Raw genomic sequence first — 22,136 nt, 5'->3', positions numbered from 1 at the left:
AATGACGTCATCAAATGGCCAAGAGACGCTGGCGATCGCGCTTAACGACCTCTGAAGATTTCTATCGGGCCGGCTTGATCGCTTGATCGAAAGCAGAGCTCGGATCGGGCGCTACCCAAGCAACTGACTCAACGCCGCTCGCAGCTTTCCGGGTTTGACCGGTTTGTTCAGCAGCGGCGCGCCGAGTCGTTGCAAGGCGCGGCGACATTGGTCACTGCGGTCTGCGGTGATGATCACGGCAGGAATGGCGGCGGCGAAATGCTCGCGCAGGTGGCGAATCACGTCGCAGCCGATGACCCCATGGTCCAGATGGAAATCCGCCAGAATCAATTCCGGCGCCCGCCCCTGCAAGGCCAGCAGCGCACCGCTCTCGTCGGTTGCTGTCACCACCTCGCAGCCCCACTGGCCGAGCAATGCGCTCATGCTCTCGAGGATGCTCACTTCGTTATCCAGCACCAGCAAACGACGGCCCGGCAGAGGGTTGCCGGTACTCGGCTGCGGCGCCGCCTGATGGATGGGCAGCGGCACTTGCTCGCCGATCGGCACCTGAATGCTGAACATCGAACCGCGCCCCGGCAACGAGCGGACCTCGACCTTGTGCTCGAGAATTCTCGCGATACGCTCGACGATAGCCAGTCCCAGTCCCACGCCCTTACGGTCGGCGGCACGTCCGACGTCCAACTGGTTGAACTCCAGGAAGATCGAGTCCAGGCGGTCGGCCGGAATACCGCGACCAGTGTCCCAGACTTCCAGGCGCAGGTTCTTGCCACGTCGCCGGGCGCCCAGCAGGATGCTGCCCTGCTCGGTATAGCGACAGGCATTGCTGAGCAAGTTACGGATGATCCGCGACATCAGCCGCAGGTCGGTGTGGATGGCGAAATTGCCCATGTGTACCCGCAGGTTCAACCCGGCCGCTCCGGCCACCGACTGGAACTCCGAGACCAACGGGCCCAGCAGTTCATCGAGGCGATACAGGGCGATGTCCGGCTTGACCGCGGCCTGATCGAGACGGGAAATATCCAACAGATCGGTGAGCAGGTCTTCGGCACCTTCCAGCGCCTGGTGGGTGCGTTCGACCAACACCTGTTCAACACTGGGCAACGGGCGTTCGCGTAAAGTGGAGATCAGCAAGCGCGCCGCATTCAGCGGTTGCAGCAAGTCGTGGCTGGCGGCGGCGAGATATTTGTCCTTGCTGTTGTTGGCTGCCTGCGCTGCATCCCGGGCATCGCGCAAGGCCTGTTCGACCTGCTCACGCTGGGCAATCTGCTGTTGCAGGTTACGGTTGGCTTCGAGCAATTCATCGGTGCGCGCAGTGACCCGTTGTTCCAGCTCATCGTTGAGCGTCTGCAAGCGTTGCTGGGCCAATTTGCGCTCGGTGATATCGGCGACAAAACCTTCCACCAGGCCCTCCTGATCCGGCTTGAGCAGCAGGTTCATCAACACATCGATGTGGCTGCCGTCCTTGCGTCGCAGCTGGGTTTCATAACCCAGCAGGCTGCGTTGAGCTTGCAGGGTCTCAGCGATGTCCTGCACTTCCTGCGCATCGCCGACGAACAACTGGCTTGCCAGATCGGCTCGGGAGAACAGCACTTCCTGAGGCGTCTCGTAACCCAGCATGTGCGCCAGCGCCGGGTTGGCGGCGAGCATGCCCTGTTGCAGGCTGGCCTGGAAAATTCCGTGGACAGCGTTTTCGAACAACCATTTGTAGCGGTTGCGTTCGGCTTCCAGCTCGTCGAGACGGGCCGCCAGCTCCGGGTAATGACTCTTGCGCGCAGAATGATTGCCCAGCCCCAGCAATCCGGTCAGCGCCCGTTGTTGCTCGTCAGAGGGCTTCGCCATAGACGACCTCGACATCACGCTGGCTGGACTCGCGGGGGTTGGTGAGAATGCACGGGTCATCCATCGCATGCTGGGACAGGAACGGAATGTCAGACGTGCCGACTCCGTGCAGTCCCAGGGTTTCGTGGAAGCCAATGGCGTGCTTCAGCGCGATCAGGTGCTCCACCAGGCGCCCACAGATCTGTCGATGATTGAGGCCGCGGCAGTCGATGCCGAAGGTCTCGGCAATCACTTTGAAACGCTCCGGTGCCGAGCTGAAATTGAACGCCACGACATGTTCCACCAGTACCGCGTTGCACAAGCCATGAGGCAGGTCGAGGAAACCGCCCAGGCTGTGCGACATGGCGTGCACCGCACCGAGAATCGCGTTGGAGAACGCCAGGCCGGCCTGCATGCTGCCCAGCATGATCTTTTCGCGCAGGGCGATATCTGTCGGGTTGGCGATCATCTGTACCAGATTGCCGTTGATCAGCCGCATGGCCTCAAGCGCATGCGGGTCGGTCAACGGGCCGTGACCGGTGGAGACGAATGCCTCGATAGCGTGCACCAGGGCATCGATGCCGGTACAGGCCGACAGAAACGGGTCCATGCTCAGGGTGGTTTCCGGGTCAATCAGCGACACGTCCGGCACCACCGCCTTGCTGACGATGGAGAACTTCATCCGCTCCTGCTGGTTGGAGATGATCACGAACTGCGAAACATCCGCCGAGGTGCCGGCGGTGGTGGGGATCAGGATCAGCGGCGGGCTCGGTACGCGGATCATGTCCACGCCCTCGAACTCGAGAATGCTGCGACCGTGGGCAACGACGATGCCGATGCCCTTGCCACAGTCCATGGGGCTGCCGCCGCCTACGGCGACGATCACATCGCAGTGGTTTTCACGGTAGATTTCGGCCCCCAGCATGACTTCTTCGACCCGCGGGTTGGGCGACACGGCGCTGTACAGGCAATAGTCGATGCCGAGGGCCTGCAGGCTGGCCTCGACATCGGCGACCCAACCGGCAGCGATCACGCCGGGGTCGCTGACCACCAACACCTTGCGCGCGCCGAAGGTCTTGGCATAGTTGCCGACGTTATGCCGGCAGCCGGCACCGAAGATGATTTCAGGCGAAACGAATTTACGCAGCTGGCTAAGATTCTGGCTCATTGGAAAGCCTGTTTTTATTGTTTTGGAAGGTAATAGCCAGCCTAAAGCATCCCGCTGCGAATGCAATCAGACCAAAGGGTAGCCTGCGTTTCAGCCGCGAAAGATCAACTGCGACGCCTTCTCGTTGCGCAAGGTCAGCTGCTCGATCCCCTGCCCCGGCGCTTCGGCTTGCCGGCGGGCCTCGAGGATCTTGCCATGGTGCGGTGACTTGCTGCACACCGGGTCCGCATTGGCGGCATCGCCGGTGAGCATGAACGCCTGGCAACGGCAGCCACCCAGGTCCTGGTGTTTTTCATCGCAGGAACGACAGGGCTCGGTCATCCACTCATCGCCGCGAAAGCGATTGAAACCGAAGGAGTCGTTCCAGATGTGCTCGATGCTGTGGTCACGCACATTGGGAAACTGCACCGGCAACTGCCGGGCGCTGTGGCACGGCAACGCGGTGCCGTCCGGGGTGATATCGAGAAACAGGTTGGCCCAGCCGTTCATGCAGGTCTTGGGGCGTTCTTCATAGTAATCCGGGGTGACGAAGATCAGCTTGCAGGGGTGACCCTGCTGCTCCAGACGCTGGCGATACTCATTGGTAATGCGTTCGGCACGCTGCAACTGCTCACGGGTCGGCAACAGGCCGACGCGGTTGAGTTCGGCCCAACCGTAGAACTGGCAGGTGGCCAACTCGACGAAATCCGCCTCCAGCTCCAGGCACAGCTCGATGATCTGTCCGATCTGGTCGATGTTGTGCCGATGGGTGACGAAGTTCAGCACCATCGGATAGCCCTGGGCCTTCACCGCCCGGGCCATCGCCAGCTTCTGGGCGAATGCCTTGCGCGAGCCGGCGAGCATGTTGTTGACCGCCTCGTCGGCGGCCTGGAAGCTGATCTGGATATGGTCCAGTCCAGCCTCCTTGAACTGCCGGACCTTGCGCGTGGTCAGGCCGATCCCCGAGGTGATGAGGTTGGTGTAGTAGCCCATGTCCCGGGCGGCCTTGATCAGCTCGGCCAGGTCCTGGCGTACCAGCGGTTCGCCACCGGAAAACCCCAGTTGCGCAGCGCCCATGTCCCGTGCCTCGCGGAACACGCGGATCCACTCGGCGGTGCTCAATTCCTCACCGTGCAGGGCGAAGTCCAGGGGATTGGAGCAATACGGGCACTGCAACGGGCAGCGATAAGTCAGTTCCGCCAGCAGCCACAACGGCGGGCCCGGACGCGGGTCATTCGATCCAGTATTGAGCATGGGCCACCTCCAGGAACGCCAGCACATCTTCATCGATCCCCGGCACCTCGGGGAAACGCGCCGACAGCAGCTCGATGATCGACGCCACATTGCGCTGACCGTCCACCAGGCTGAGGATCTCGCCAGCACTGCGATTGAGTTTGATCATGCCTTCCGGGTAGAGCAGCACATGGCAATCCTGACGTGCTTCCCACTGCAGGCGAAAGCCGCGACGCAGTGCCGGTTGCAGGTGACGTTCGATGCCGCTCACAGGACAATCCCCCGATGCCAGACTGCCTCGCGGGTGACGCTGTGGTACGGCGGACGTTCCAGTTCATAGGCCATGCTCATGGCATCAAGCATGCTCCACAGTACGTCGAGCTTGAATTGCAGAATCTCCAGCATCCGCAGCTGCCCCTCGCGCGTGACGTAATGCGCCAGGGTAATGTGCAAGCCATGTTCGACATCACGCCGCGCCTGACTCAGGCGTGTACGGAAATACTCGTAGCCGGCAGGGTCGATCCACGGGTAGTGCTGCGGCCAGGCGTCGAGTCGGGATTGATGGATCTGCGGTGCAAAGAGTTCAGTGAGCGAACTGCTGGCGGCCTCCTGCCAACAGGCGCGGCGGGCGAAGTTGACGTAGGCATCCACCGCAAAGCGCACCCCCGGCAGGACCATTTCCTGAGAGAGCATCCGCTCACGCTCAACGCCCACCGCCTCCCCCAGCCGCAGCCAGGCCTCGATCCCGCCCTCGCTGCCGGGCACGCCATCGTGATCGACAAGGCGTTGCAGCCACTCCCGACGCACCTCGCGATCCGGGCAGTTGGCCAGAATAGCCGCGTCCTTGAGCGGGATGTTCAGCTGATAATAGAAACGATTGGCGACCCAGCCCTGGATCTGTTCACGCGTGGCGCGCCCAGCGTACATCGCCTGATGGAACGGATGGTGAATGTGGTAATAGGCGCCCTTGGCACGCAGTGCCTGTTCGAACTCGGCGGGAGCCAGTGGTGTGTCAGTCATCTCGGTTCTCCGGTGGAACGCTGCGGGCAACGCGTTCACAGCTCGATGCTCATGCCGTCATAGGCCACTTCAACGTTGCGCCGTGCCAGTTCGGCGCGTTCGGCCGAGTCTTCGTCGAGGATCGGGTTGGTGTTATTGATGTGGATGAGAATCTTGCGTTGACGGGGAAATCCCTCCAGCACGTCGAGCATGCCGCCGGGGCCGCTTTGCGCCAGGTGGCCCATCTCGCTGCCCAGACTCTGGCCGACTTCGCACAGGCGCATTTCATCGTCGCGCCACAGCGTGCCGTCGAGCAGCAGGCAGTCGGCGCGCTGCATCCAGCCCAGCACCTCGGCATCGACCTCGCCCAGGCCGGGGGCATAGAACAGGCTCGCGCCGCTGCGCAGGTCCTCGATGAACAGGCCGATGGTGTCGCCCGGTTGCGGGTTGCCGCGATTGGGTGAATACGGTGGCGCGTTGCTGCGCAACGGGATCGCCCGCCATTGCAGGTGCGCGCAAGCCGCGATAGGGAATGGCTGACTGTCCAGCCCGATGGGCTGCCACTGCAAACCACCGTTCCAGTGGCTGAGCATGTTGAACAAAGGGAAGCCGCTGCTCAGGTCCTGATGGACCCGCTCGGTGCACCAGACCTGATGCGGGCAGCCTTCGCGCAGACTGAGCAGACCGGTGCAATGGTCGATCTGGCTGTCCAGCAGCACGACTCCGGCAATCGCCGTATCACGCAAGCGACGCGCCGGTTGCAGGGGGGCGAAGCTCTCGAGTTGGGTGCGGATGTCCGGTGAAGCATTGCACAAGACCCAGTCCACGCCATTGTCACTCAAGGCAATCGATGACTGGGTACGACGCTGCGCCCTCAGGCGGCCATTACGCACGCCGCTGCACTGGCGACAATTGCAGTTCCATTGCGGAAAACCACCGCCAGCGGCGGAACCAAGAATACGGATATGCATGGACAGTGCTCCCGACAAGAGGCCCGGCCACCGTGCAGATGGCCGGACGGAACATCAACGATTGGCGAAATACATCGTCACTTCGAAGCCAATACGCAGGTCGGTAAACGCGGGTTTAGTCCACATGGGTCAATCCTCTTCTTGTGCCGGTGCATTCCGGTAGAGGCATTAATACACGCGAGGACTGACGCCCGAATGCTACTTTCGAAGGAGGTGGCGGGGTGCCTTGGTAGGGGGTACACGAGGCAGGGCCGAGACGGTTAAACGCGAAAATCAAAAGATCGCAGGCTGCGCCAGCTCCTACATCGCGGGAGTACATCCCGAGTCCTTAGGAGCTGCCGCAAGGCTGCGATCTTTTGGCCCGAACCTGTGGCAGCGTCTACGAGCGGTTAACGTTGCAGGTCAGAAGAAACCCAGCGGGTTGATGTCGTAGCTCACCAGCAGGTTTTTGGTTTGCTGGTAGTGGTCGAGCATCATTTTGTGGGTCTCACGGCCAACGCCGGACTTCTTGTAACCACCGAACGCCGCGTGCGCCGGGTACAGGTGGTAGCAGTTGGTCCAGACACGACCGGCCTTGATCGCCCGGCCCATGCGATAGGCACGGTTGATGTCGCGGGTCCACAGACCGGCACCGAGGCCGAACTCGCTGTCGTTGGCAATCGCCAGGGCTTCGGCTTCGTCCTTGAAGGTGGTGACACCCACCACCGGACCAAAGATTTCTTCCTGGAACACGCGCATTTTGTTGTGGCCCTTGAGCAGGGTCGGTTGGATGTAATAGCCGCTCGACAGGTCGCCTTCAAGACGTTCAGCCGCACCGCCGGTGAGCAGCTCGGCGCCCTCCTCCTGAGCGATTTTCAAGTACGAGAGGATCTTGTCGTATTGCTGCTCGGACGCCTGGGCGCCGACCATGGTCTCGGTGTCCAGCGGGTTGCCACGTTTGATCTTGACGATCTTCTTCATGACCTCGGCCATGAACGGTTCGTAGATCGACTCCTGCACCAGCGCGCGGGACGGGCAAGTGCAGACTTCGCCCTGGTTGAAGAACGCCAGCACCAGGCCTTCAGCGGCTTTTTCGATGAACTGGGGCTCTGCCTGCATGATGTCGGCGAAGAAAATGTTCGGCGACTTGCCGCCCAGCTCCACGGTCGACGGGATGATGTTCTCGGCGGCGCATTTCATGATGTGCGAACCGACCGGGGTGGAACCGGTGAAGGCAATCTTGGCGATACGCTTACTGGTGGCCAGGGCCTCGCCGGCTTCGCGACCAAAGCCCTGGACGATGTTCAGCACGCCCGGCGGCAGCAAGTCAGCGATCAACTCGGCGAAGACCATGATCGACAGCGGCGTCTGCTCGGCCGGTTTGAGGACGATGCAGTTACCGGCGGCCAGGGCCGGAGCGAGCTTCCAGGCGGCCATCAGCAGCGGGAAGTTCCACGGGATGATCTGCCCGACCACGCCCAGCGGTTCGTGGAAATGGTAGGCGGTGGTCAGTTCGTTGATCTCGGCAGCACCACCTTCCTGGGCACGAATGCAGCCAGCGAAGTAGCGAAAATGGTCTGCCGCCAGCGGTACATCGGCGTTGAGGGTTTCGCGCACAGCCTTGCCGTTGTCCCAGGTTTCGGTCACCGCAAGCACTTCGAGGTTCTGTTCGATGCGGTCGGCGATTTTCAGCAGCACCAGCGAGCGATCCTGAGCCGAGGTCTTGCCCCAGGCATCGGCCGCTGCATGGGCGGCGTCCAGGGCCTTGTCGATGTCTTCGGCGGTGGAGCGCGGGAACTCGGCGATCGGCTGGCCGTTGACCGGTGAAGTCGTGGTGAAGTACTGGCCTTTGACCGGGGCGACAAACTCACCGCCGATGAAATTGCCGTAGCGTGCCTTGAAGGAAACGACGGCGCCGGGTGTTCCGGGTTGAGCGTAGATCATGATGAACCTCTGCTGGGTCGAGGCCTGTCGGTCAACAGGCGATAGACCGATAGTAGAGAGCCCCACAGCCCGGACGAATGCGCCGTTGGCAGGGGGACTCTCGTCATTTGGTCGTAGTTTTGCCTTGAGGGTATTCAGGCCCCTCCAGGCTCAGATCAATGCTTGGCCACCAGGTCCTTGGGCAGTTTGAAGGTCCAGAGCATGCCGCCCTGGTTGAAGTCCTTGACCCGCTTGGCCACTTCGCCCCCCCACAACGGGACAGCACCGCCCCAGCCGGACAGCACCGAGACGTACTGCTCGCCATCCATCTCCCAGGTAATCGGCGAGCCGAGCACGCCGGAGCCGGTCTGGAACTCCCAGACCTTTTCCCCGGTCTTGGCGTTGAAGGCCTGCAGGAAGCCTTCCGGCGTACCGGTAAACACCAGATTGCCCTTGGTGGTCAGCACCCCGCCCCAGAGTGGCGCGTAGTTCTTGTGCCGCCAGACTTCCTTGCCGGTTTTCGGGTCAATGGCGCGCAGCACGCCGATGTAGTCTTCGTTCAACGGCTTGATGGTGAAGCCGGCGCCCAGGAACGCCGCGCCTTTCTTGTAGGCGATGCCTTCGTTCCAGATGTCCATGCCCCATTCGTTGGACGGTACGTAGAACAGTCCGGTGTCCTGGTTGTAGGCCATGGGCATCCAGTTTTTCGCACCGAGGAATGCCGGTGCGACAAACACCGAACTGCCTTTTTCTTCAGTGCCCGGCGCGCCCGGGCGGCTGGCTTCGTTGTAAATAGGCCGGCCGTCCTTATCGAGGCCGCTGGCCCAGGTGATCTTGTCGACAAACGGGAAGCCACGGATGAACTTGCCGTTGGTGCGGTCCAGCACGTAGAAGAAGCCGTTGCGGTCAGCGGTGGCCGCAGCCTTGATCTCTTTGCCGCCGTCCTTGTAGTTGAACGAGATCAGCTCGTTGACGCCGTCAAAGTCCCAGCCATCGTGCGGAGTGCTCTGGAAGTGCCACTTGATGGTGCCGTCGTCCGGGTTCAGCGCCAGACGCGATGAGGAATAGAGGTTGTCGCCAGGGCGCAGGTGGGAGTTCCACGGTGCCGGGTTGCCGGTACCGAACAACAGCAGATTGGTTTCCGGATCGTAGTAGCCGCCGAGCCAGGGCGCGGCACCGCCGGTTTTCCAGAGGTCACCCGGCCAGGTCTTGCCGGCCTCTCCTCCAGAGATGCCGTTCTCGATGGCCTTGCCGTCCTTGTAGACGTACCCCATGTGCCCTTCGACCGTTGGCCGGGTCCACAGCAGGTCACCGTTTTTCGGGTTGTAGGCTTCGATCTTGCCCACCACCCCGAACTCGCCGCCGGCCACGCCGGTGATCAGCTTGCCGTTGATCACCAGAGGCGCGGCGCTGATGGAGTAGCCTTCCTTGTGGTCGGCCACTTTCTTGCTCCAGACCACTTTGCCGGTGTCTTTGTTCAAGGCCACGAGCTTGGCGTCCAGGGTGCCGAAAATCACCAGGTCGTCGTACAGCGCCACACCACGGTTGATCACGTCGCAGCACGGCCGGATATCGTCCGGCAGGCGTGCATCGTACTGCCAGAGTTTCTTGCCGGTGTGGGCATCCACCGCAAACACCCGCGAGTAGGATCCGGTCATGTACATCACGCCATCCTTGACCATCGGCTGCGCCTGCTGACCGCGCTGCTTTTCACCGCCGAACGAAAAGGCCCAGACCGGGCGCAGTTCCTTCACGTTATTGACATTGAGGATGTCCAGCGGACTGTAACGCTGGCCCTGGACGCCGAGGCCGTTGGTGACGACCTGCCCGGGGTTTTTCGGATCCTGGAGAATGTCCTGATCGGTGACGGCGGCCAGGGCCGAGCCGGACAGCAACATGGCACTGAGCAGCACACTGAGGGCGAAGGGTTGACGACGTACGGGGTGGGTCATGACGGCTACCTCTGCGGTTATTGTTGTACCCGGAAATTTCTCCGGTCTGACGCAGATTCTTGGGCGCCGCCGCCGACGCAACAATTGCCCGCAGTGCGGAGATTGCTAGTTCCTTAGTACATATCGAGGATGAGGGGAGCATCAGTGCCGGTACTGCCAGCGCTCGCCCGCAGCGCAACAGCCGACACAATGACGCCTATTGGTTATTGGTACATGTCGGGCACGTCATAGCGCAGGCCATAGCTGGCATAGATCGCCTTGAGCGTGCCGTCGCGGATCAAGCCTTCCAGCGCTTCCTCTACCGCATAGGCCAGCTGACGGTTGCTTTCATGCACCGCCATGCCGATCTCCCAGAGCTGCTTGCCCATGTTCGGGTAGGCGTTTTCTGCCAGCGCCAATTGCGGATCGGCCGCCTCGTGCACCTGCCAGTCGATCTCGCCGCGCATCGCCATCACCGCATCGACCTCGCCGGCCTTCATGGCAGCAAAGGCCTGGGGTACGCCCGGATAGTGGTGAGTACTGGCCCTGAGCATGCCGTTGAACACCGAGGTCAGGTAGAACGACGGCACACTGTCGACCTCAACCCCGATGGGGTGATGTTCGAACACCGCAACGCTGCCTACCGACTCCAGTCGACGACGGTCGTAAGCGACCTGCCATTGCTCGTTCTGGTAAGGCCCGAACATCACTACGTGGCCGTTCTCCAGTTCACCGAGCTCGTTGCGCTTTTGTGAGTAGTCGCGGTCGTAAGGTACGCGCATCATCAGGTCGGCCAACTGCTGGTTGCGCAGTTGGCTGCCGCGCCAGATGTAGTCGCGCAAATCGTCGTCGAGCTTTTCTCCCGGCGGCGCCCAGATCAGCGTGAGACGGACACCGAGCGCCTTGGCCAGGGCCCGGGCCAGTTCAACATCAACCCCGCGTGGCGTGCCCGCATCTTCGAAGCTGTAGGGAGCGAAATCCTTGTAGACCGCGACCTTCAGCTCCCCTTCGGCGATCATTTGGTCAAAGGTGCGGACTTGCGCCTGCACCGCCTGGCAACACAACAACACTGCACTGATGAACACCGCGAGCAGGCGCATGGGTCATTGCTCGACATGCACGCTGTCGAGGTAGGTGCGCACCGCCCACAGCGCTTCCTGGCTCAGGTAGTCGGCCATCTTCGGCATGTAGACCCGACCGTCGCGCACCGCGCCATTACGGACACGCTGGACGAACCATTCATCACCCGCTTCGCCGACATCCAGCAGGCGCAGGTCAGGGGCAATACCGCCGGACTTGGCTTCCAGGCCATGGCAGGCGGCGCAGTTCTGGTTGTAGGCCGAAGAGCCGATTTCCAGAGCCTTGTCATGTTCAGGGGAGGACCGATAGGGATTCGCCGCAGCCCAGCCATCGGCATCGACCTGCACGCCGGCATCCTTGATCGGGGTCAGGCCCTTGGTTTCCACTGCCTGGGGGACCACATTGCCATGAGCCCAGGTTGCACCGGCACCGAACAGGCCGGTCAGCAGCCCGGCAACCAGCAAGGCGTTGCGTTTTGTTGTCATTGTTTTGCCCTCAAGATTGCACGCAATACCTCTCTACAGAGGCTACGGACTCATCTTAGGAACAGCGCGGCACGATCCGAATGCTGCTTTGGTGGTCGCCCGCTCATCCCTTGGTAGTAGGGCTTGTGGCGAAGCGCTGGGCGATCGGCGGCGTGCGCACCTAATTCCCTGGGGTCACGGGGACCACCGGCACGGAGACAGGGCGGGCTCCGTGCAGTTTGTCGACGCCGATCAGGCTCAGGATCAGCAGCAACGGCAGGAGCAATGCTTTAAGAATTCGCATGATCGTTGTGCTCTGGATGGGTGGCTGTTACCCATGCTAAAACCGCGCCGCACGCGGCAAGTTACGACCTTGGTACTGGCTCACTGGTACTTTCTGCATATTTCGCTGCCCTCCCGGACTTCCTATGCTGGCGCCATACGAAGTGGAGTGCCCTATGCGCCAGCTTATTGGTTACGCCCTGTTCTATTGGTTGGCGATTGCCTGCTCCGCGTTGCTGGCCACCCAGAGCCAGGCGGACGACGACCCGTTGCAAGTGCGCATCGGTTACCTGGGTTATCGCCCCGATCCCGGACCATTGCTCTCCACTGTCATCCCCGAACCCACTGATGCGGGGCTGCGAGGTGCCGAGTTGGCAATCATCGACAGCAACAGCACCGGGCGCTTTCTCAAACACGACTATCACCTGCAAAGCACCGTCGTCGACAGTCCCGAAGCGTTGCTCGAAGCCGCCAGAGTCCAGCACGCTCAAGGCCTGCGATTGTTCGTGGTGAATGTGCCGCTGGACAGTCTGCGCCAGCTCAGCGCCGCCCTGCCCGACAGCCTGCTGTTCAATGCCGGCAGTGCCGATGACAGCCTGCGCAGCACCGACTGCCTGGTCAACGTGCTGCACAGTCTGCCCAGCCGGGCCATGCTGGCCGATGCACTGGTGCAGTTCATGGTGGTGCGCAAATGGCAGCGGGCGTTGCTGATCGTCGGTCAGACGCCGGAAGACCAGGCCTATGCCGCCGCTCTGCGACGGGCCATGAAACGCTTCGGGCTGAAGATCGTCGCCGAGAAACCCTGGACGTTCGACAACGACCAGCGCCGCAGCGCCCAGGCCGACATGCCCCTGTTCACCCAGACCGCCGAATACGACGTGGTGCTGGTGGCGGATGAGCGCGGCGACTTCGGCGAATACGTCCCCTACCAGACCTGGTACCCGCGCCCCGTGGCCGGCACTCAGGGGCTGACCCCAACCGGCTGGCACCACAGCGTGGAAACCTACGGGGCCGCCCAGTTGCAGAAGCGCTTCGAAGCCTTGGCCGGACGCTATATGAACGACCGCGACTTCGCCGCCTGGGTCGCCGTGCGCAGCATCGCCAGCGCAGTCAGTAAACTGCGCCAGACCGACCCGGTGGCCATTCGCCAACTGGAACTCAGTGACCAGTTGCCACTGGACGGTTTCAAGGGCCGCAAACTCAGCTATCGCCCATGGAACGGCCAGTTGCGCCAGCCGATCCCCATCGTCCAGCCGCGAGCACTGGTCAGCACCGCGCCCGAGGACGGCTTTTTACACCCCACCAATGAAATGGACAGCCTGGGTTTCGACAAACCTGAAGTGAGTTGCCGCTATCCCTGATCAAACCACCACAACAACAATAAGGAATCCGCCATGCGCCGCACCCTGCTCACTTGCGCCCTCCTGCTCGCCGCCGGGCAAGCCGTGGCGAGCACCGCCTGGGTCTCCAACGAGAAAGACAACAGCCTGAGCCTGATCGACATGCAGACCCTGCAAGTCACCGAGACCCTGCCCGTAGGCCAGCGTCCGCGCGGGCTGTTGCTGTCCCACGACAACAAATTGCTGTACATCTGCGCCAGCGACTCGGACCGGGTCCAGGTGATGGATGTGGCCACCCGCAAGATCATCAAGGAGCTGCCCTCCGGCAAGGACCCGGAGCAGTTCGCCCTGCACCCCAACAACCGCTGGCTGTATGTCTCCAACGAGGACGATGCACTGGTGACGGTGATCGACACCGAAACCGCCAAGGTCCTGGGCCAGGTCAATGTCGGCGTCGAACCCGAAGGCATGGCGGTCAGCCCCGACGGCAAGTGGGCGGTCAACACCAGTGAAACCACGAACATGCTGCACTGGATCGACACCAGCACCCAGACCCTGACCGACAGCACCCTGGTGGATCAGCGGCCGCGTTTCGTCGAGTTCAATCGGGATGGCTCGCAACTCTGGGCTTCCGCCGAAATCGGCGGCACCGTAACCATTCTCGATGTGGCGACCCGCAAGATCCTCAAGACCCTGAAGTTCCAGATCAAGGGCGTGCACCCGGACAAAGTACAGCCGGTGGGCGTCAAGCTCAGCGCCGACGGCAAGTACGCCTTCGTCGCACTGGGCCCGGCCAACCATGTGGCGGTCATCGATGCAAAAACCTTCGAAATCCTCGACTACCTGTTGGTCGGGCGACGTGTCTGGCAAATGTCGTTCACCCCGGATCAGAGCCAGTTGCTGGCGACCAACGGGGTCAGCGGCGATGTATCAGTGATCGATGTCAACAGCCTCAAGGTCATCAAATCGGTGAAGGTCGGACGCTACCCATGGGGCGTGGTGGTCACGCCATGAACGCCCTTGATGTCTGCGACGTGAGCTTCGCCTACGGCCCGCGCGAAGCACTGAAACAGGTCAGTTTCAGCCTGGCACCGGGGCGTTTCGCGGCATTGCTGGGGCCCAACGGCGCGGGCAAGTCAACGCTGATCGCCCTGCTCACCCGGCTCTATGACCTGCAACGCGGGGACATTCGAGTCGGCGGTTGCTCGTTGCGCAACGCCGCGCGCCCGGCCTTGCGTCAATTGGGGGTGGTGTTCCAGCAAAGCACTCTGGACCTGGACCTGAGCATTGAACAGAACCTGCGCTATCACGCCGCGTTGCAGGGTTTGTCGCGCGGCCAGAGCCAGCGGCGGATCGATGCCGAACTGGCGCGCCAAGGCCTGAGCGAGCGACGGCACGAACGGGTTCGTGAACTCAATGGCGGGCATCGCCGGCGGGTGGAAATTGCCCGCGCCCTGCTCCACGAACCACGCTTGCTGCTACTGGATGAAGCCAGTGCCGGCCTCGACCCGGCCAGCCGCCTGGCGCTCAATCGGCACATTCGCACGCTGTGTCACGAACAACAGATCAGTGCGCTCTGGACCACCCACCTGCTGGACGAAGTGCATCCCGACGATGACCTGCTGATCCTCCATCAGGGCCGGCTGGTCGCCAGCGGACAGGCGGACGCGCTGAGCCGGGAGCACGGCGGCGACCTTGATGCCGCGTTCGCCCGCCTCACCCCTTCACCTGGCCTCGCGGCCGCTACCGGAGTCAGCACCCGATGAACGCATACTGGCGGTGTTTCAGCGGTATCGTGTTGCGCGAATGGCTGCGCTTCGTGTTGCAGCGCACGCGCTTTCTCAGCGCCCTGGTGCGCCCGCTACTGTGGCTGCTGGTGTTCGCCGCAGGTTTTCGCGCCGCCCTGGGTATCGCGATTATCGAACCCTACGACACCTACATTCCCTATGAGGTGTACATCATCCCGGGCCTGGCCTGCATGATCCTGCTGTTCAACGGTATGCAGGGCTCGCTGTCGATGGTCTACGACCGGGAGATGGGCAGCATGCGGGTGCTGCTGACCAGCCCTCTGCCGCGAGCCTTTCTGCTGGGCAGCAAACTAGTGGCCACCTCGTTGATTTCCCTGTTGCAGGTTTATGCTTTCCTCGCCGTCGCCTGGCTGTACGGCGTGCAACCACCGGCGGCGGGACTGCTGCTGGCGTTACCGGTGTTGCTGCTGGTGGCCCTGATGCTCAGTGCCTTGGGGCTGCTGCTGTCCAACGCGATTCGCCAGTTGGAGAACTTTGCCGGGGTGATGAATTTCGTGATCTTCCCGCTGTTTTTCCTGTCATCGGCCCTGTACCCGTTGTGGAAGATGCTCGAGGCCAGTCAGTGGTTATACTGGCTCTGTGCCCTGAACCCGTTCACCCATGCGGTGGAGCTGGTGCGTTTTGCCCTGTACGAACGCCTCAATCCGTTGGCATTGGCGGTGTGCCTGGGGCTGACCCTGCTGTTCAGCGCGCTTGCAGTGCTGACCTTCAATCCCCAGCATGCGGCGTTACGCAAGGCCGGATAACCCGTCTCCTACTTTAGTACTGGTTTTCTTATCTATGGTCGCATTCACAAAGCACCGTCCCTGGCATGTAATGGGTCCATGACAAACAGGATGAGAGCCTGTGCCGAGTGCCTTGCGTCGCCGGCAGCCCCTTTCCCTGACGCCATAGCCTGAGAACCCTTGCCCCACCCTAATCACAATAACGAGGTGAAAGGCCATGTATAAAATTCTGATTGCCGACGATCACCCACTGTTTCGCGAAGCCATTCACAACGTTATCAGCGACGGCTTTCCGGGCAGCGAGGTGATGGAGACCGCCGACCTCGAGAGCGCCCTGACGCTGACCCGGCAGCACGACGACCTGGACCTGATCCTGCTGGATTTGAACATGCCCGGCATGCATGGCCTCAATGGCCTGATCAATCTGCGCAACGAGGCGCCGACCATTCCGGTGGTGATCGTCTCTGCCGAGCAGGACAAACAGGTGGTGCTGCAAGCCATCACCTATGGCGCCGTGGGTTTTATCACCAAGTCTTCGCCACGCTCGCAAATGACCGAGGCGATCGAGCAGATCCTCAACGGCAACGTCTACCTGCCGCCGGACATCATTCGCACGCAAAAAAGCGCCTTCACTCGACGCATGAGCGAAACCCCGAGCTTTCCTCCCGAATTGCTCCAGGCCCTGACCCGCAAGCAACTGCTGGTGCTCGAACGCATGACCAAGGGCGAATCGAACAAGCAGATCGCCTACACCCTGGACATCGCCGAAACCACGGTCAAGGCCCACGTCTCGGCGATCCTGCGCAAGCTCAATGTGCACAACCGGGTGCAAGCGATCCTCAGTGCCGGGGATATCGACTTCGGCGCTTATCTGCGGCGCTAGGTTCTTCTGGCGCAAGATCAAAAGATCGCAGGCTGCGCCAGCTCCTACGCCTGTACCTATACCGTCCCTGTAGGAGCTGCCGAAGGCTGCGATCTTTTGCTCTTCGATCGCGCCTCAAGGCTGTCCGAGCAGATGGCTCATCGCAGTCTTGAGTTTCATCGGCCGCACCGGTTTGTGCATCAGGGTGTGGCCGCGTTCGCGGATCTGTTGCTTGAGTTCGTTGCTGTAGTTGGCAGTGATCATCATCGCCGGTATCGGCAGGGCCCGACGCGCGTTGATCCGCGCCACGGCATCGACACCGTTGCAGTCGTTATCCAGGTGGTAGTCGGCGATCAGCAGGTCGGCTTCGGCATGGTAATTGTCCACCTGACGCGCCAGGTCTTCTTCCGATAATGCAGTGACCACCAGGCAGCCCCAGCCTTCCAGCAAGGTCCGCATACCGGCACAAATCGCAGCATCGTTGTCCAGCACCCACACCCGCGCACCGCGCAGGCGTTCGAGCATCGGCTCGCTGATCACCGGGCTCGGCTGAGCCTTGGGCGCGGTGGCGCTGAGAGGGACTTCGACGGCAAACATCGAGCCCTTGCCCGGCCACGAACGCACCCGAATCCGGTGGCCGAGAATGCCGGATATCTTCTCGACGATAGCCAACCCGAGGCCCAATCCGCGGTCCTGGTTCGGGCGCTGCACATCACCGCGTTTGAATTCCTGGAAAATCTCTTCCAGACGCTCCTCGGCGATCCCGATGCCGCTGTCCCAGACTTCGATCGACAGGTGCCGACGATGCCGTCGGCAGCCCAGCACTACTCGGCCGCCAGGGGTGTAGCGAATCGCATTGCTCAACAGGTTACGCAGGATCCGCGCCAAGAGCTGGATGTCGCTGCGCACCAGCGCCGAGCAGGCCACGAAGTGCAACTCAAGCCCTTCGCTGCGCGCTATCTGGGCATATTCGGTGGCCAGGTTGTCGATCAATTCGCTGAGGGCGAACGGCGCGATATCGGCCTTGATCACCCCGGCATCGAGCTTGGAAATATCCACCAATGTGCCCAGCAGATTCTCCACATCCTCCAGGGAATTGCTGACATTGCGCACCAGTGTCGCATTGGCTACCGGCTCGCGGCGCTCGAGCAGTGCACTGGTAAACAGCCGCGCCGCGTTCAACGGTTGCAGCAGGTCGTGACTGACGGCAGCGAGGAATTTGGTTTTCGACAGGTTGGCCTGTTCGGCCTCCAGCTTGGCCTCGCGCAAGCGCGATTCGACCCGGCTGCGTTCGTCGATCTCGCGCAGCAACTGGTCATTCAGGGTGGTCAGTTCGGCTGTGCGCTCGCGCACCCGTAGCTCCAGATTCTGATAGGCCTGGTGCAGCGCCTGCGCCGTTCTGCGACGCTCGGTGATGTCGCGAATCAGCACAAAAATCCCCACCACCTCACCACTGGCCAGGCGGTTCGGGACATAGGAGCGCAGCATGTAGCGCTCCTGATTATTGATGTTGGTTTCGGCCACTTCAAAAGTTACACTTTCACCCGCCAAGGCCCGCGCCACATAGCTCTCCAGCCGCTGATAGTGCTGTTCGCTGTGCACCTCGCGCAGACTCTGGCCGAGCATCACGCCCCGTGGCCAGCAATACCACTCTTCATAGACCTTGTTGGTGAACTCGTAGACCAGATCGGCATTCAGATAGGCGATCAGCGCCGGCACATGGTCGGTGATCAGGCGAATCCAGCGCTCGCTCTCACTGAGGGCCTCGGCATGCTGATAGCGTTCAGTGATGTCGGTGAAGGTGTTGACGAAGCCGCCGGTGGGCAGCGGATGGGTGCGGATTTCCAGTACCCGCCCGTCGTAGAGGCGCTGCTCGCATTCGTGGATGATCCTCCCGTTATCGTCGCGACTGTCCGGGGTCAGCAGGCGCAACTCACTGTCGCCGATCACCTCGGCAAAGGGCCGGTGAGCGGCCACCGGCGCCAGGCCGCTGAGTTCGAGGAAGCGCCGGTTCCACAACTCCAGGATGCCCTCGGCGCTGACCATGGCCACCCCTTGGGACAGGTTGTCCACCGCTCGCTGTAACAGACGGGATTTTTGCGCGACAGCCTGTTCGCGGCGCACGGTTTCGCTGAGCTTGACCTCGGTGATGTCGGTAAACAGCATCACCCGCCCACCTTCCCGGGTGGAGCGCTCGCTGACTTGCAGCCAACAACCGCTCTGCAGCCGATAGAGCAGTTGCTCGTCGGCATGGCCTCGCGGTTCTTCGTTGAACAGCCCGGTGGCGGTCATCAGTCGCTTGACCTCGGCCAGCCGCATACCGGCAATGATCCGCACCTGGCTGTTGGCCCAGAATGCCTTGAATCGGCTATTGAACAGCACAATGCGCTGGTCTTCGTCGAACAGCACGAAGGCATCGGAGATGCTCTCGATCGCGTCGATCAGATACCGGTGAGCGGTTTCGGCCCGTAGCCGGGCTTCGCTGAGCAAGTGATTGCCGGCCTTGAGTTCGGCCATGGCCTGGTTCAATGCATCGGTGCGCTCGCGGACCTGCTCGGCCAGCACCACCGAATGCTGAAATGCCGAATAAGGGTCGTTGCCCCGCGTCACCCCGGACTCGATCCGCTCGATCAGCGCGTCATTGATGCGCTGTAACTTGCGGTTCTCATGCTGCAGTCGGGCGACCTGCTGTTGCAGTTCAACGACTGACAGGGGTTCGGTTCCGGGCAATGGCAACTCCGGTGAAGGTTTGGTTGATGTGCATGCCATTGAACTGTTCTCCATAGGTGTTGAAACCCATCACCCGCTGCTCGCGCAAAAACGCGCCGATCTGTTCCAGGCCATCTCCGTCTTCCAGCTCCAGGCGCCGGAGAAAACAATCGCAACCGATGGTCAGCAGCAGCTCGCCGAGGCGCGCCTGCAAACCGTCGAACAAATGTTGCAGATTCGGCAGCATGGGCCCGGGGGTCATGGCGGTCAGCACGATGCCGTTCTCCACCGCACAATAAAAACTCAGGCTCAGGTCCGGATGAACCTGCTGGATCGCCCGGACGTAATACTGGTCGTGGATCCGCACCGCCAGCGGGTGGGCGGCGAATACCCGGTGATCGAGCTCGGCCACCGGCACACCGATGTGGCGCGCGTACTCTTCGGCGGCGGGCTCGGCGTTAAGCTCGAAGACCCGACGCTGGGCACTGTCAGCACCCGTCACCACCAGCTTCTCTTCGCGGGGCAGGATGTGATGGGTGGTGAACACTTCGAAATCCAGCCAGGTATTGACCAGCACCACCACCGCCGCGCCGCAATGGAATTCACCATCGAAATAGACGTGAGTGTGAGTCAGGTAATTGTCGTCGCCGGCAGAGCCACCGAAATGCGGAATGTCCCCCAGTGCCGCGCTCAAGGCAGCCAGGACCATCTCTTCACGACTGGACAGGCCATCAAGCAGGGTCAGGGCGAAGCTGTTGCCCTTGATCGGCGCCAGGGTGTTGCTGCGACAGTCGCTGACCAGCCTCTCGACCATCCGCTGGGCGTCGATCAGGCTGAAGCGTTCCATTTCGTCGATCCGTTCGGTGGCGATGGAAAAGTGCCGATGATCGAAACCGACCGCTGTCACGCAATTGCGGCCATAGCCAAGGGGCGTGATTTCGCCGGCGCTGGTGCAACCCACCAGGCGGATACCGCCGAAACTCTGCTCCAGGGCTATGCCCAGGGCCTGCAAATCGTATTCGGCGGAACAGAAAAACAGCACGAAGCCCAAGTGCGGGTGTAACAGCTGTCGCGCCAGTTCCTGGGCCACCAGCCGGGCATCGGTCGCCTGGGACATTGCACTGACGACACCCTCATTCTGGGCCTGCTGCATCTTCGCCTCCTGCCGGCGCGCAATACGAGGCCTGAGTGTACGAAGTCTGCCGGGGGCCACGAATGCTACTTGGGTAGGGGTTAACCGCTTCCATGGGATGAAAAGGCCAGTCGATCAGGCGTTGCCGCCGAAGGGTCGCAGTCTTCGGCGGTGCCTATGGGATGTGTGTGTGTGCAGCCATCTGAACAGGCACTGCAACAGGCGGCGATCCTGGCGATCGCGCCTGCAAAGACAGCCGGGCGGATGATCGGGGGGTTACCAGGTCAGCACGGCCCCGACGGCGAAGGTATCGGTATTCTCGTTCTGGGCAATGGTTTGATGGCCTTTGATTTCAAACTGGTTGTATTCGGCAACCAGCTTGAGGTTGTCATTGACCTCATGGAACAGTGCCACACCGCGGGTTTGGTAATCCGCCCCGCTGCCGACTACGCCATTACCATCGTCCTTGGTTTTGCCATAAGACAGCGCCAGGCGATTCTTGCCGAGCGTGTAGGAGCCCTGCAGCAAGTAGCCATCGCTGTCGACATTTCTCAGGGTCGGCTGGCCGGCGTTGTTGGTAAAGAACGGATTGATACCCTTGGCCTGAAAGCCGGAACCGGTGAGCGACAGGCCGCCCATCTTCGCCTGCACACCGTAACCGACGCCTTTGGAGGTGACCGAGTTGACGGTAGAGTCGGTGTTGTCCGAGGTCTGGTAGCTGCCGTTGACCCAACTGTAAATTTTCGCCCCCGCGACATCGAACTGGTAAGTGATCTCGCTCTCGGTGCGAGGGTTCTGCTGATAGGCCTTGCCGGTCGGGCTGCTGTCGTTGGTGCTCACCGGATCCATGATGCCCACCGCGACTCGCAAGCCGTCCATGACCGGCGTGCGGTAGGTGATCTGCGAGGTGGGGAATGGGTACGGATAACCGCTGCCGATATTGCCGAACGACACCCCGCCGCCATCGACCAAGCCCAGGCTATCGCTGACCTGACCATACCCGGAGAGCAGTTCATCGAGCAGGATGTTGGAGCGCGCAAACAGCCCGAAATCCTTACCGATCAGCACCTCGCCCCATTCCGGATTGGCCACGGTGCCATAGAACTGGCGCACGTCGATGGCGGTGTCGGTGCCCTTGGTCTGGCTATCGTTGATGGTCACCCAGAAGGACGCCCGGGCCCCGAGTTTCAGGTCATCGACCTGCTTGCCCATGTTGAAGCCCAGATAGTTGGGCAGAAACCCCATCTTCACCCGGGCCTGGCGGCGGTCGAACTGATCGCCGGCGCGATCAACCTTGCTGTTCACGTAAAAGGCATTGATGTAGCCGTCGGTAGAGAACGTGGTCTGGTCCTTGTCGTACAGCATGATATCGGCCTTGGCGATAGTGCTCAGGCCAAGCATCGACAGGCCGACAATGACCGCTGGCAGAAGCTGGGGCAAATTCTTATTGTTGTTGTGCATGGCGCGCTCCGGAATCGGGGGACGAAATGTCGGAGGCGATTATCGAAAGCTGGCGAACAGCCTTATACGGTGCCTTGGAAGGGGTTGGCAGATGCTTTGGGTCAGTGGGTATAGCGCGATGATTTGGACCCTGACCGGGTCACGCCACGATGCACTACTTAAGGTGCAAGCCTTGTGAGCAGCTGCAGAACGGCTACGACAACGCCATAGCCGAGAGCTTTTTCAGCGTCTAAAGCAGGAACGGATCACGCCAAAAATCCATACCACGCGGC

General features: G+C 61.5%; 20 protein-coding genes. 5 read left to right on the top strand and 15 right to left on the bottom strand.

The genetic code is table 11. From position 1 onward, the window contains the following. Nucleotides 1-111: 111 nt before the first annotated feature. The 12 genes from AABM55_RS12765 to AABM55_RS12710 all read right to left on the bottom strand — a co-directional run bounded on the left by AABM55_RS12765 (nucleotide 112) and on the right by AABM55_RS12710 (nucleotide 11,849). Nucleotides 112-1,839 (bottom strand): NahK/ErcS family hybrid sensor histidine kinase/response regulator, encoded by a 1,728-nt coding sequence (locus AABM55_RS12765; protein ID WP_347929762.1) that lies wholly within the window; start codon nucleotides 1,837-1,839, stop codon nucleotides 112-114. Next, nucleotides 1,823-2,986 carry an alcohol dehydrogenase-like regulatory protein ErcA gene (gene ercA, locus AABM55_RS12760; RefSeq protein ID WP_347929761.1) on the bottom strand — a complete coding sequence of 388 codons (1,164 nt, stop codon included), beginning with the start codon at nucleotides 2,984-2,986 and terminating at the stop codon, nucleotides 1,823-1,825. Before ercA ends, AABM55_RS12765 begins: the two co-directional genes overlap by 17 nt. Before the next feature lie 90 nt (nucleotides 2,987-3,076). Continuing rightward, a complete protein-coding gene (pqqE, locus tag AABM55_RS12755; protein ID WP_347929760.1) occupies nucleotides 3,077-4,219 on the bottom strand; it encodes a pyrroloquinoline quinone biosynthesis protein PqqE in 1,143 nt (380 codons plus the stop codon). Then, nucleotides 4,197-4,469: a pyrroloquinoline quinone biosynthesis peptide chaperone PqqD gene (gene pqqD, locus AABM55_RS12750; protein WP_054596934.1), complete on the bottom strand. Its 273-nt coding sequence runs from the start codon at nucleotides 4,467-4,469 to the stop codon at nucleotides 4,197-4,199. Before pqqD ends, pqqE begins: the two co-directional genes overlap by 23 nt. Then, complete coding sequence (gene pqqC, locus AABM55_RS12745; RefSeq protein WP_347929759.1) at nucleotides 4,466-5,218, bottom strand: pyrroloquinoline-quinone synthase PqqC; 753 nt, start codon at nucleotides 5,216-5,218, stop codon at nucleotides 4,466-4,468. Before pqqC ends, pqqD begins: the two co-directional genes overlap by 4 nt. A gap of 35 nt (nucleotides 5,219-5,253) precedes the next feature. Then, on the bottom strand, nucleotides 5,254-6,168 hold the full coding sequence (pqqB, locus tag AABM55_RS12740; RefSeq protein ID WP_103318005.1) for a pyrroloquinoline quinone biosynthesis protein PqqB: 915 nt from the start codon (nucleotides 6,166-6,168) through the stop codon (nucleotides 5,254-5,256). A 54-nt stretch (nucleotides 6,169-6,222) separates the two neighbouring features. Beyond that, complete coding sequence (pqqA, locus tag AABM55_RS12735) at nucleotides 6,223-6,294, bottom strand: pyrroloquinoline quinone precursor peptide PqqA (RefSeq protein ID WP_003253598.1); 72 nt, start codon at nucleotides 6,292-6,294, stop codon at nucleotides 6,223-6,225. Between the two features lie 276 nt (nucleotides 6,295-6,570). Then, nucleotides 6,571-8,091: an aldehyde dehydrogenase family protein gene (locus AABM55_RS12730; RefSeq protein ID WP_103318008.1), complete on the bottom strand. Its 1,521-nt coding sequence runs from the start codon at nucleotides 8,089-8,091 to the stop codon at nucleotides 6,571-6,573. Between the two features lie 155 nt (nucleotides 8,092-8,246). Beyond that, entirely contained in the window at nucleotides 8,247-10,022 is a 1,776-nt protein-coding gene (locus AABM55_RS12725; protein ID WP_347929758.1) for a PQQ-dependent methanol/ethanol family dehydrogenase, read from the bottom strand. Nucleotides 10,023-10,225: 203 nt separating this feature from the next. Beyond that, nucleotides 10,226-11,101, bottom strand: a complete 876-nt coding sequence (locus tag AABM55_RS12720) for a transporter substrate-binding domain-containing protein (protein ID WP_347929757.1) — start codon at nucleotides 11,099-11,101, stop codon at nucleotides 10,226-10,228. Nucleotides 11,102-11,104: 3 nt separating this feature from the next. Further along, nucleotides 11,105-11,566, bottom strand: a complete 462-nt coding sequence (gene pedF / locus AABM55_RS12715; protein WP_054596928.1) for a cytochrome c-550 PedF — start codon at nucleotides 11,564-11,566, stop codon at nucleotides 11,105-11,107. Between the two features lie 160 nt (nucleotides 11,567-11,726). After that, nucleotides 11,727-11,849 (bottom strand): hypothetical protein, encoded by a 123-nt coding sequence (locus AABM55_RS12710; RefSeq protein ID WP_256583907.1) that lies wholly within the window; start codon nucleotides 11,847-11,849, stop codon nucleotides 11,727-11,729. A gap of 154 nt (nucleotides 11,850-12,003) precedes the next feature. Here AABM55_RS12710 and AABM55_RS12705 point away from each other — a divergent pair, with 154 nt between their 5' ends. From AABM55_RS12705 to AABM55_RS12685, 5 genes are all read left to right on the top strand, one after another. Then, nucleotides 12,004-13,188, top strand: a complete 1,185-nt coding sequence (locus tag AABM55_RS12705; RefSeq protein WP_347929756.1) for an ABC transporter substrate-binding protein — start codon at nucleotides 12,004-12,006, stop codon at nucleotides 13,186-13,188. Nucleotides 13,189-13,221: 33 nt separating this feature from the next. Then, a complete protein-coding gene (locus AABM55_RS12700) occupies nucleotides 13,222-14,181 on the top strand; it encodes a YVTN family beta-propeller repeat protein (protein ID WP_054596926.1) in 960 nt (319 codons plus the stop codon). Beyond that, nucleotides 14,178-14,933: an ABC transporter ATP-binding protein gene (locus tag AABM55_RS12695; protein ID WP_347929755.1), complete on the top strand. Its 756-nt coding sequence runs from the start codon at nucleotides 14,178-14,180 to the stop codon at nucleotides 14,931-14,933. The genes AABM55_RS12700 and AABM55_RS12695 overlap by 4 nt, the downstream gene beginning before the upstream one ends. Continuing rightward, nucleotides 14,930-15,721, top strand: coding sequence for an ABC transporter permease (locus tag AABM55_RS12690; RefSeq protein ID WP_347929754.1), 792 nt, complete (start codon nucleotides 14,930-14,932; stop codon nucleotides 15,719-15,721). Before AABM55_RS12695 ends, AABM55_RS12690 begins: the two co-directional genes overlap by 4 nt. A gap of 196 nt (nucleotides 15,722-15,917) precedes the next feature. Continuing rightward, the gene (locus AABM55_RS12685) at nucleotides 15,918-16,583 is read left to right on the top strand and encodes a response regulator transcription factor (RefSeq protein WP_054596923.1); all 666 of its coding nucleotides are present in this window, start codon (nucleotides 15,918-15,920) and stop codon (nucleotides 16,581-16,583) included. A gap of 114 nt (nucleotides 16,584-16,697) precedes the next feature. On the opposite strand, the gene nahK is transcribed toward AABM55_RS12685, so the two are convergent. The 3 genes from nahK to AABM55_RS12670 all read right to left on the bottom strand — a co-directional run bounded on the left by nahK (nucleotide 16,698) and on the right by AABM55_RS12670 (nucleotide 21,864). After that, nucleotides 16,698-19,331 (bottom strand): hybrid sensor histidine kinase/response regulator NahK/ErcS', encoded by a 2,634-nt coding sequence (nahK, locus tag AABM55_RS12680; protein ID WP_347929753.1) that lies wholly within the window; start codon nucleotides 19,329-19,331, stop codon nucleotides 16,698-16,700. Beyond that, nucleotides 19,261-20,424 carry a nitric oxide-sensing protein NosP gene (gene nosP / locus AABM55_RS12675; protein ID WP_347929751.1) on the bottom strand — a complete coding sequence of 388 codons (1,164 nt, stop codon included), beginning with the start codon at nucleotides 20,422-20,424 and terminating at the stop codon, nucleotides 19,261-19,263. Before nosP ends, nahK begins: the two co-directional genes overlap by 71 nt. Nucleotides 20,425-20,679: 255 nt before the next feature. Further along, nucleotides 20,680-21,864 (bottom strand): porin, encoded by a 1,185-nt coding sequence (locus tag AABM55_RS12670; RefSeq protein WP_347929750.1) that lies wholly within the window; start codon nucleotides 21,862-21,864, stop codon nucleotides 20,680-20,682. Nucleotides 21,865-22,136: the final 272 nt, after the last annotated feature.

The sequence above is a fragment of the Pseudomonas helvetica genome, assembly GCF_039908645.1.
GTDB lineage: Bacteria > Pseudomonadota > Gammaproteobacteria > Pseudomonadales > Pseudomonadaceae > Aquipseudomonas > Aquipseudomonas helvetica.
This window is presented reverse-complemented; position numbering and strand designations above follow the sequence as displayed.

Coding starts and splice junctions, on each gene's coding strand:
- AABM55_RS12765 (WP_347929762.1), bottom strand. CDS start 1,839: ATGGCGAAGCCCTCTGACGAGCAACAACGGGCGCTGACCGGATTGCTG.
- AABM55_RS12705 (WP_347929756.1), top strand. CDS start 12,004: ATGCGCCAGCTTATTGGTTACGCCCTGTTCTATTGGTTGGCGATTGCC.
- nosP (WP_347929751.1), bottom strand. CDS start 20,424: ATGCAGCAGGCCCAGAATGAGGGTGTCGTCAGTGCAATGTCCCAGGCG.
- AABM55_RS12690 (WP_347929754.1), top strand. CDS start 14,930: ATGAACGCATACTGGCGGTGTTTCAGCGGTATCGTGTTGCGCGAATGG.
- AABM55_RS12720 (WP_347929757.1), bottom strand. CDS start 11,101: ATGCGCCTGCTCGCGGTGTTCATCAGTGCAGTGTTGTTGTGTTGCCAG.
- AABM55_RS12730 (WP_103318008.1), bottom strand. CDS start 8,091: ATGATCTACGCTCAACCCGGAACACCCGGCGCCGTCGTTTCCTTCAAG.
- AABM55_RS12710 (WP_256583907.1), bottom strand. CDS start 11,849: ATGCGAATTCTTAAAGCATTGCTCCTGCCGTTGCTGCTGATCCTGAGC.
- AABM55_RS12685 (WP_054596923.1), top strand. CDS start 15,918: ATGTATAAAATTCTGATTGCCGACGATCACCCACTGTTTCGCGAAGCC.
- AABM55_RS12700 (WP_054596926.1), top strand. CDS start 13,222: ATGCGCCGCACCCTGCTCACTTGCGCCCTCCTGCTCGCCGCCGGGCAA.
- ercA (WP_347929761.1), bottom strand. CDS start 2,986: ATGAGCCAGAATCTTAGCCAGCTGCGTAAATTCGTTTCGCCTGAAATC.
- nahK (WP_347929753.1), bottom strand. CDS start 19,331: ATGGCATGCACATCAACCAAACCTTCACCGGAGTTGCCATTGCCCGGA.
- pqqE (WP_347929760.1), bottom strand. CDS start 4,219: ATGCTCAATACTGGATCGAATGACCCGCGTCCGGGCCCGCCGTTGTGG.
- AABM55_RS12670 (WP_347929750.1), bottom strand. CDS start 21,864: ATGCACAACAACAATAAGAATTTGCCCCAGCTTCTGCCAGCGGTCATT.
- AABM55_RS12695 (WP_347929755.1), top strand. CDS start 14,178: ATGAACGCCCTTGATGTCTGCGACGTGAGCTTCGCCTACGGCCCGCGC.
- AABM55_RS12725 (WP_347929758.1), bottom strand. CDS start 10,022: ATGACCCACCCCGTACGTCGTCAACCCTTCGCCCTCAGTGTGCTGCTC.
- pqqB (WP_103318005.1), bottom strand. CDS start 6,168: ATGCATATCCGTATTCTTGGTTCCGCCGCTGGCGGTGGTTTTCCGCAA.
- pqqC (WP_347929759.1), bottom strand. CDS start 5,218: ATGACTGACACACCACTGGCTCCCGCCGAGTTCGAACAGGCACTGCGT.
- pedF (WP_054596928.1), bottom strand. CDS start 11,566: ATGACAACAAAACGCAACGCCTTGCTGGTTGCCGGGCTGCTGACCGGC.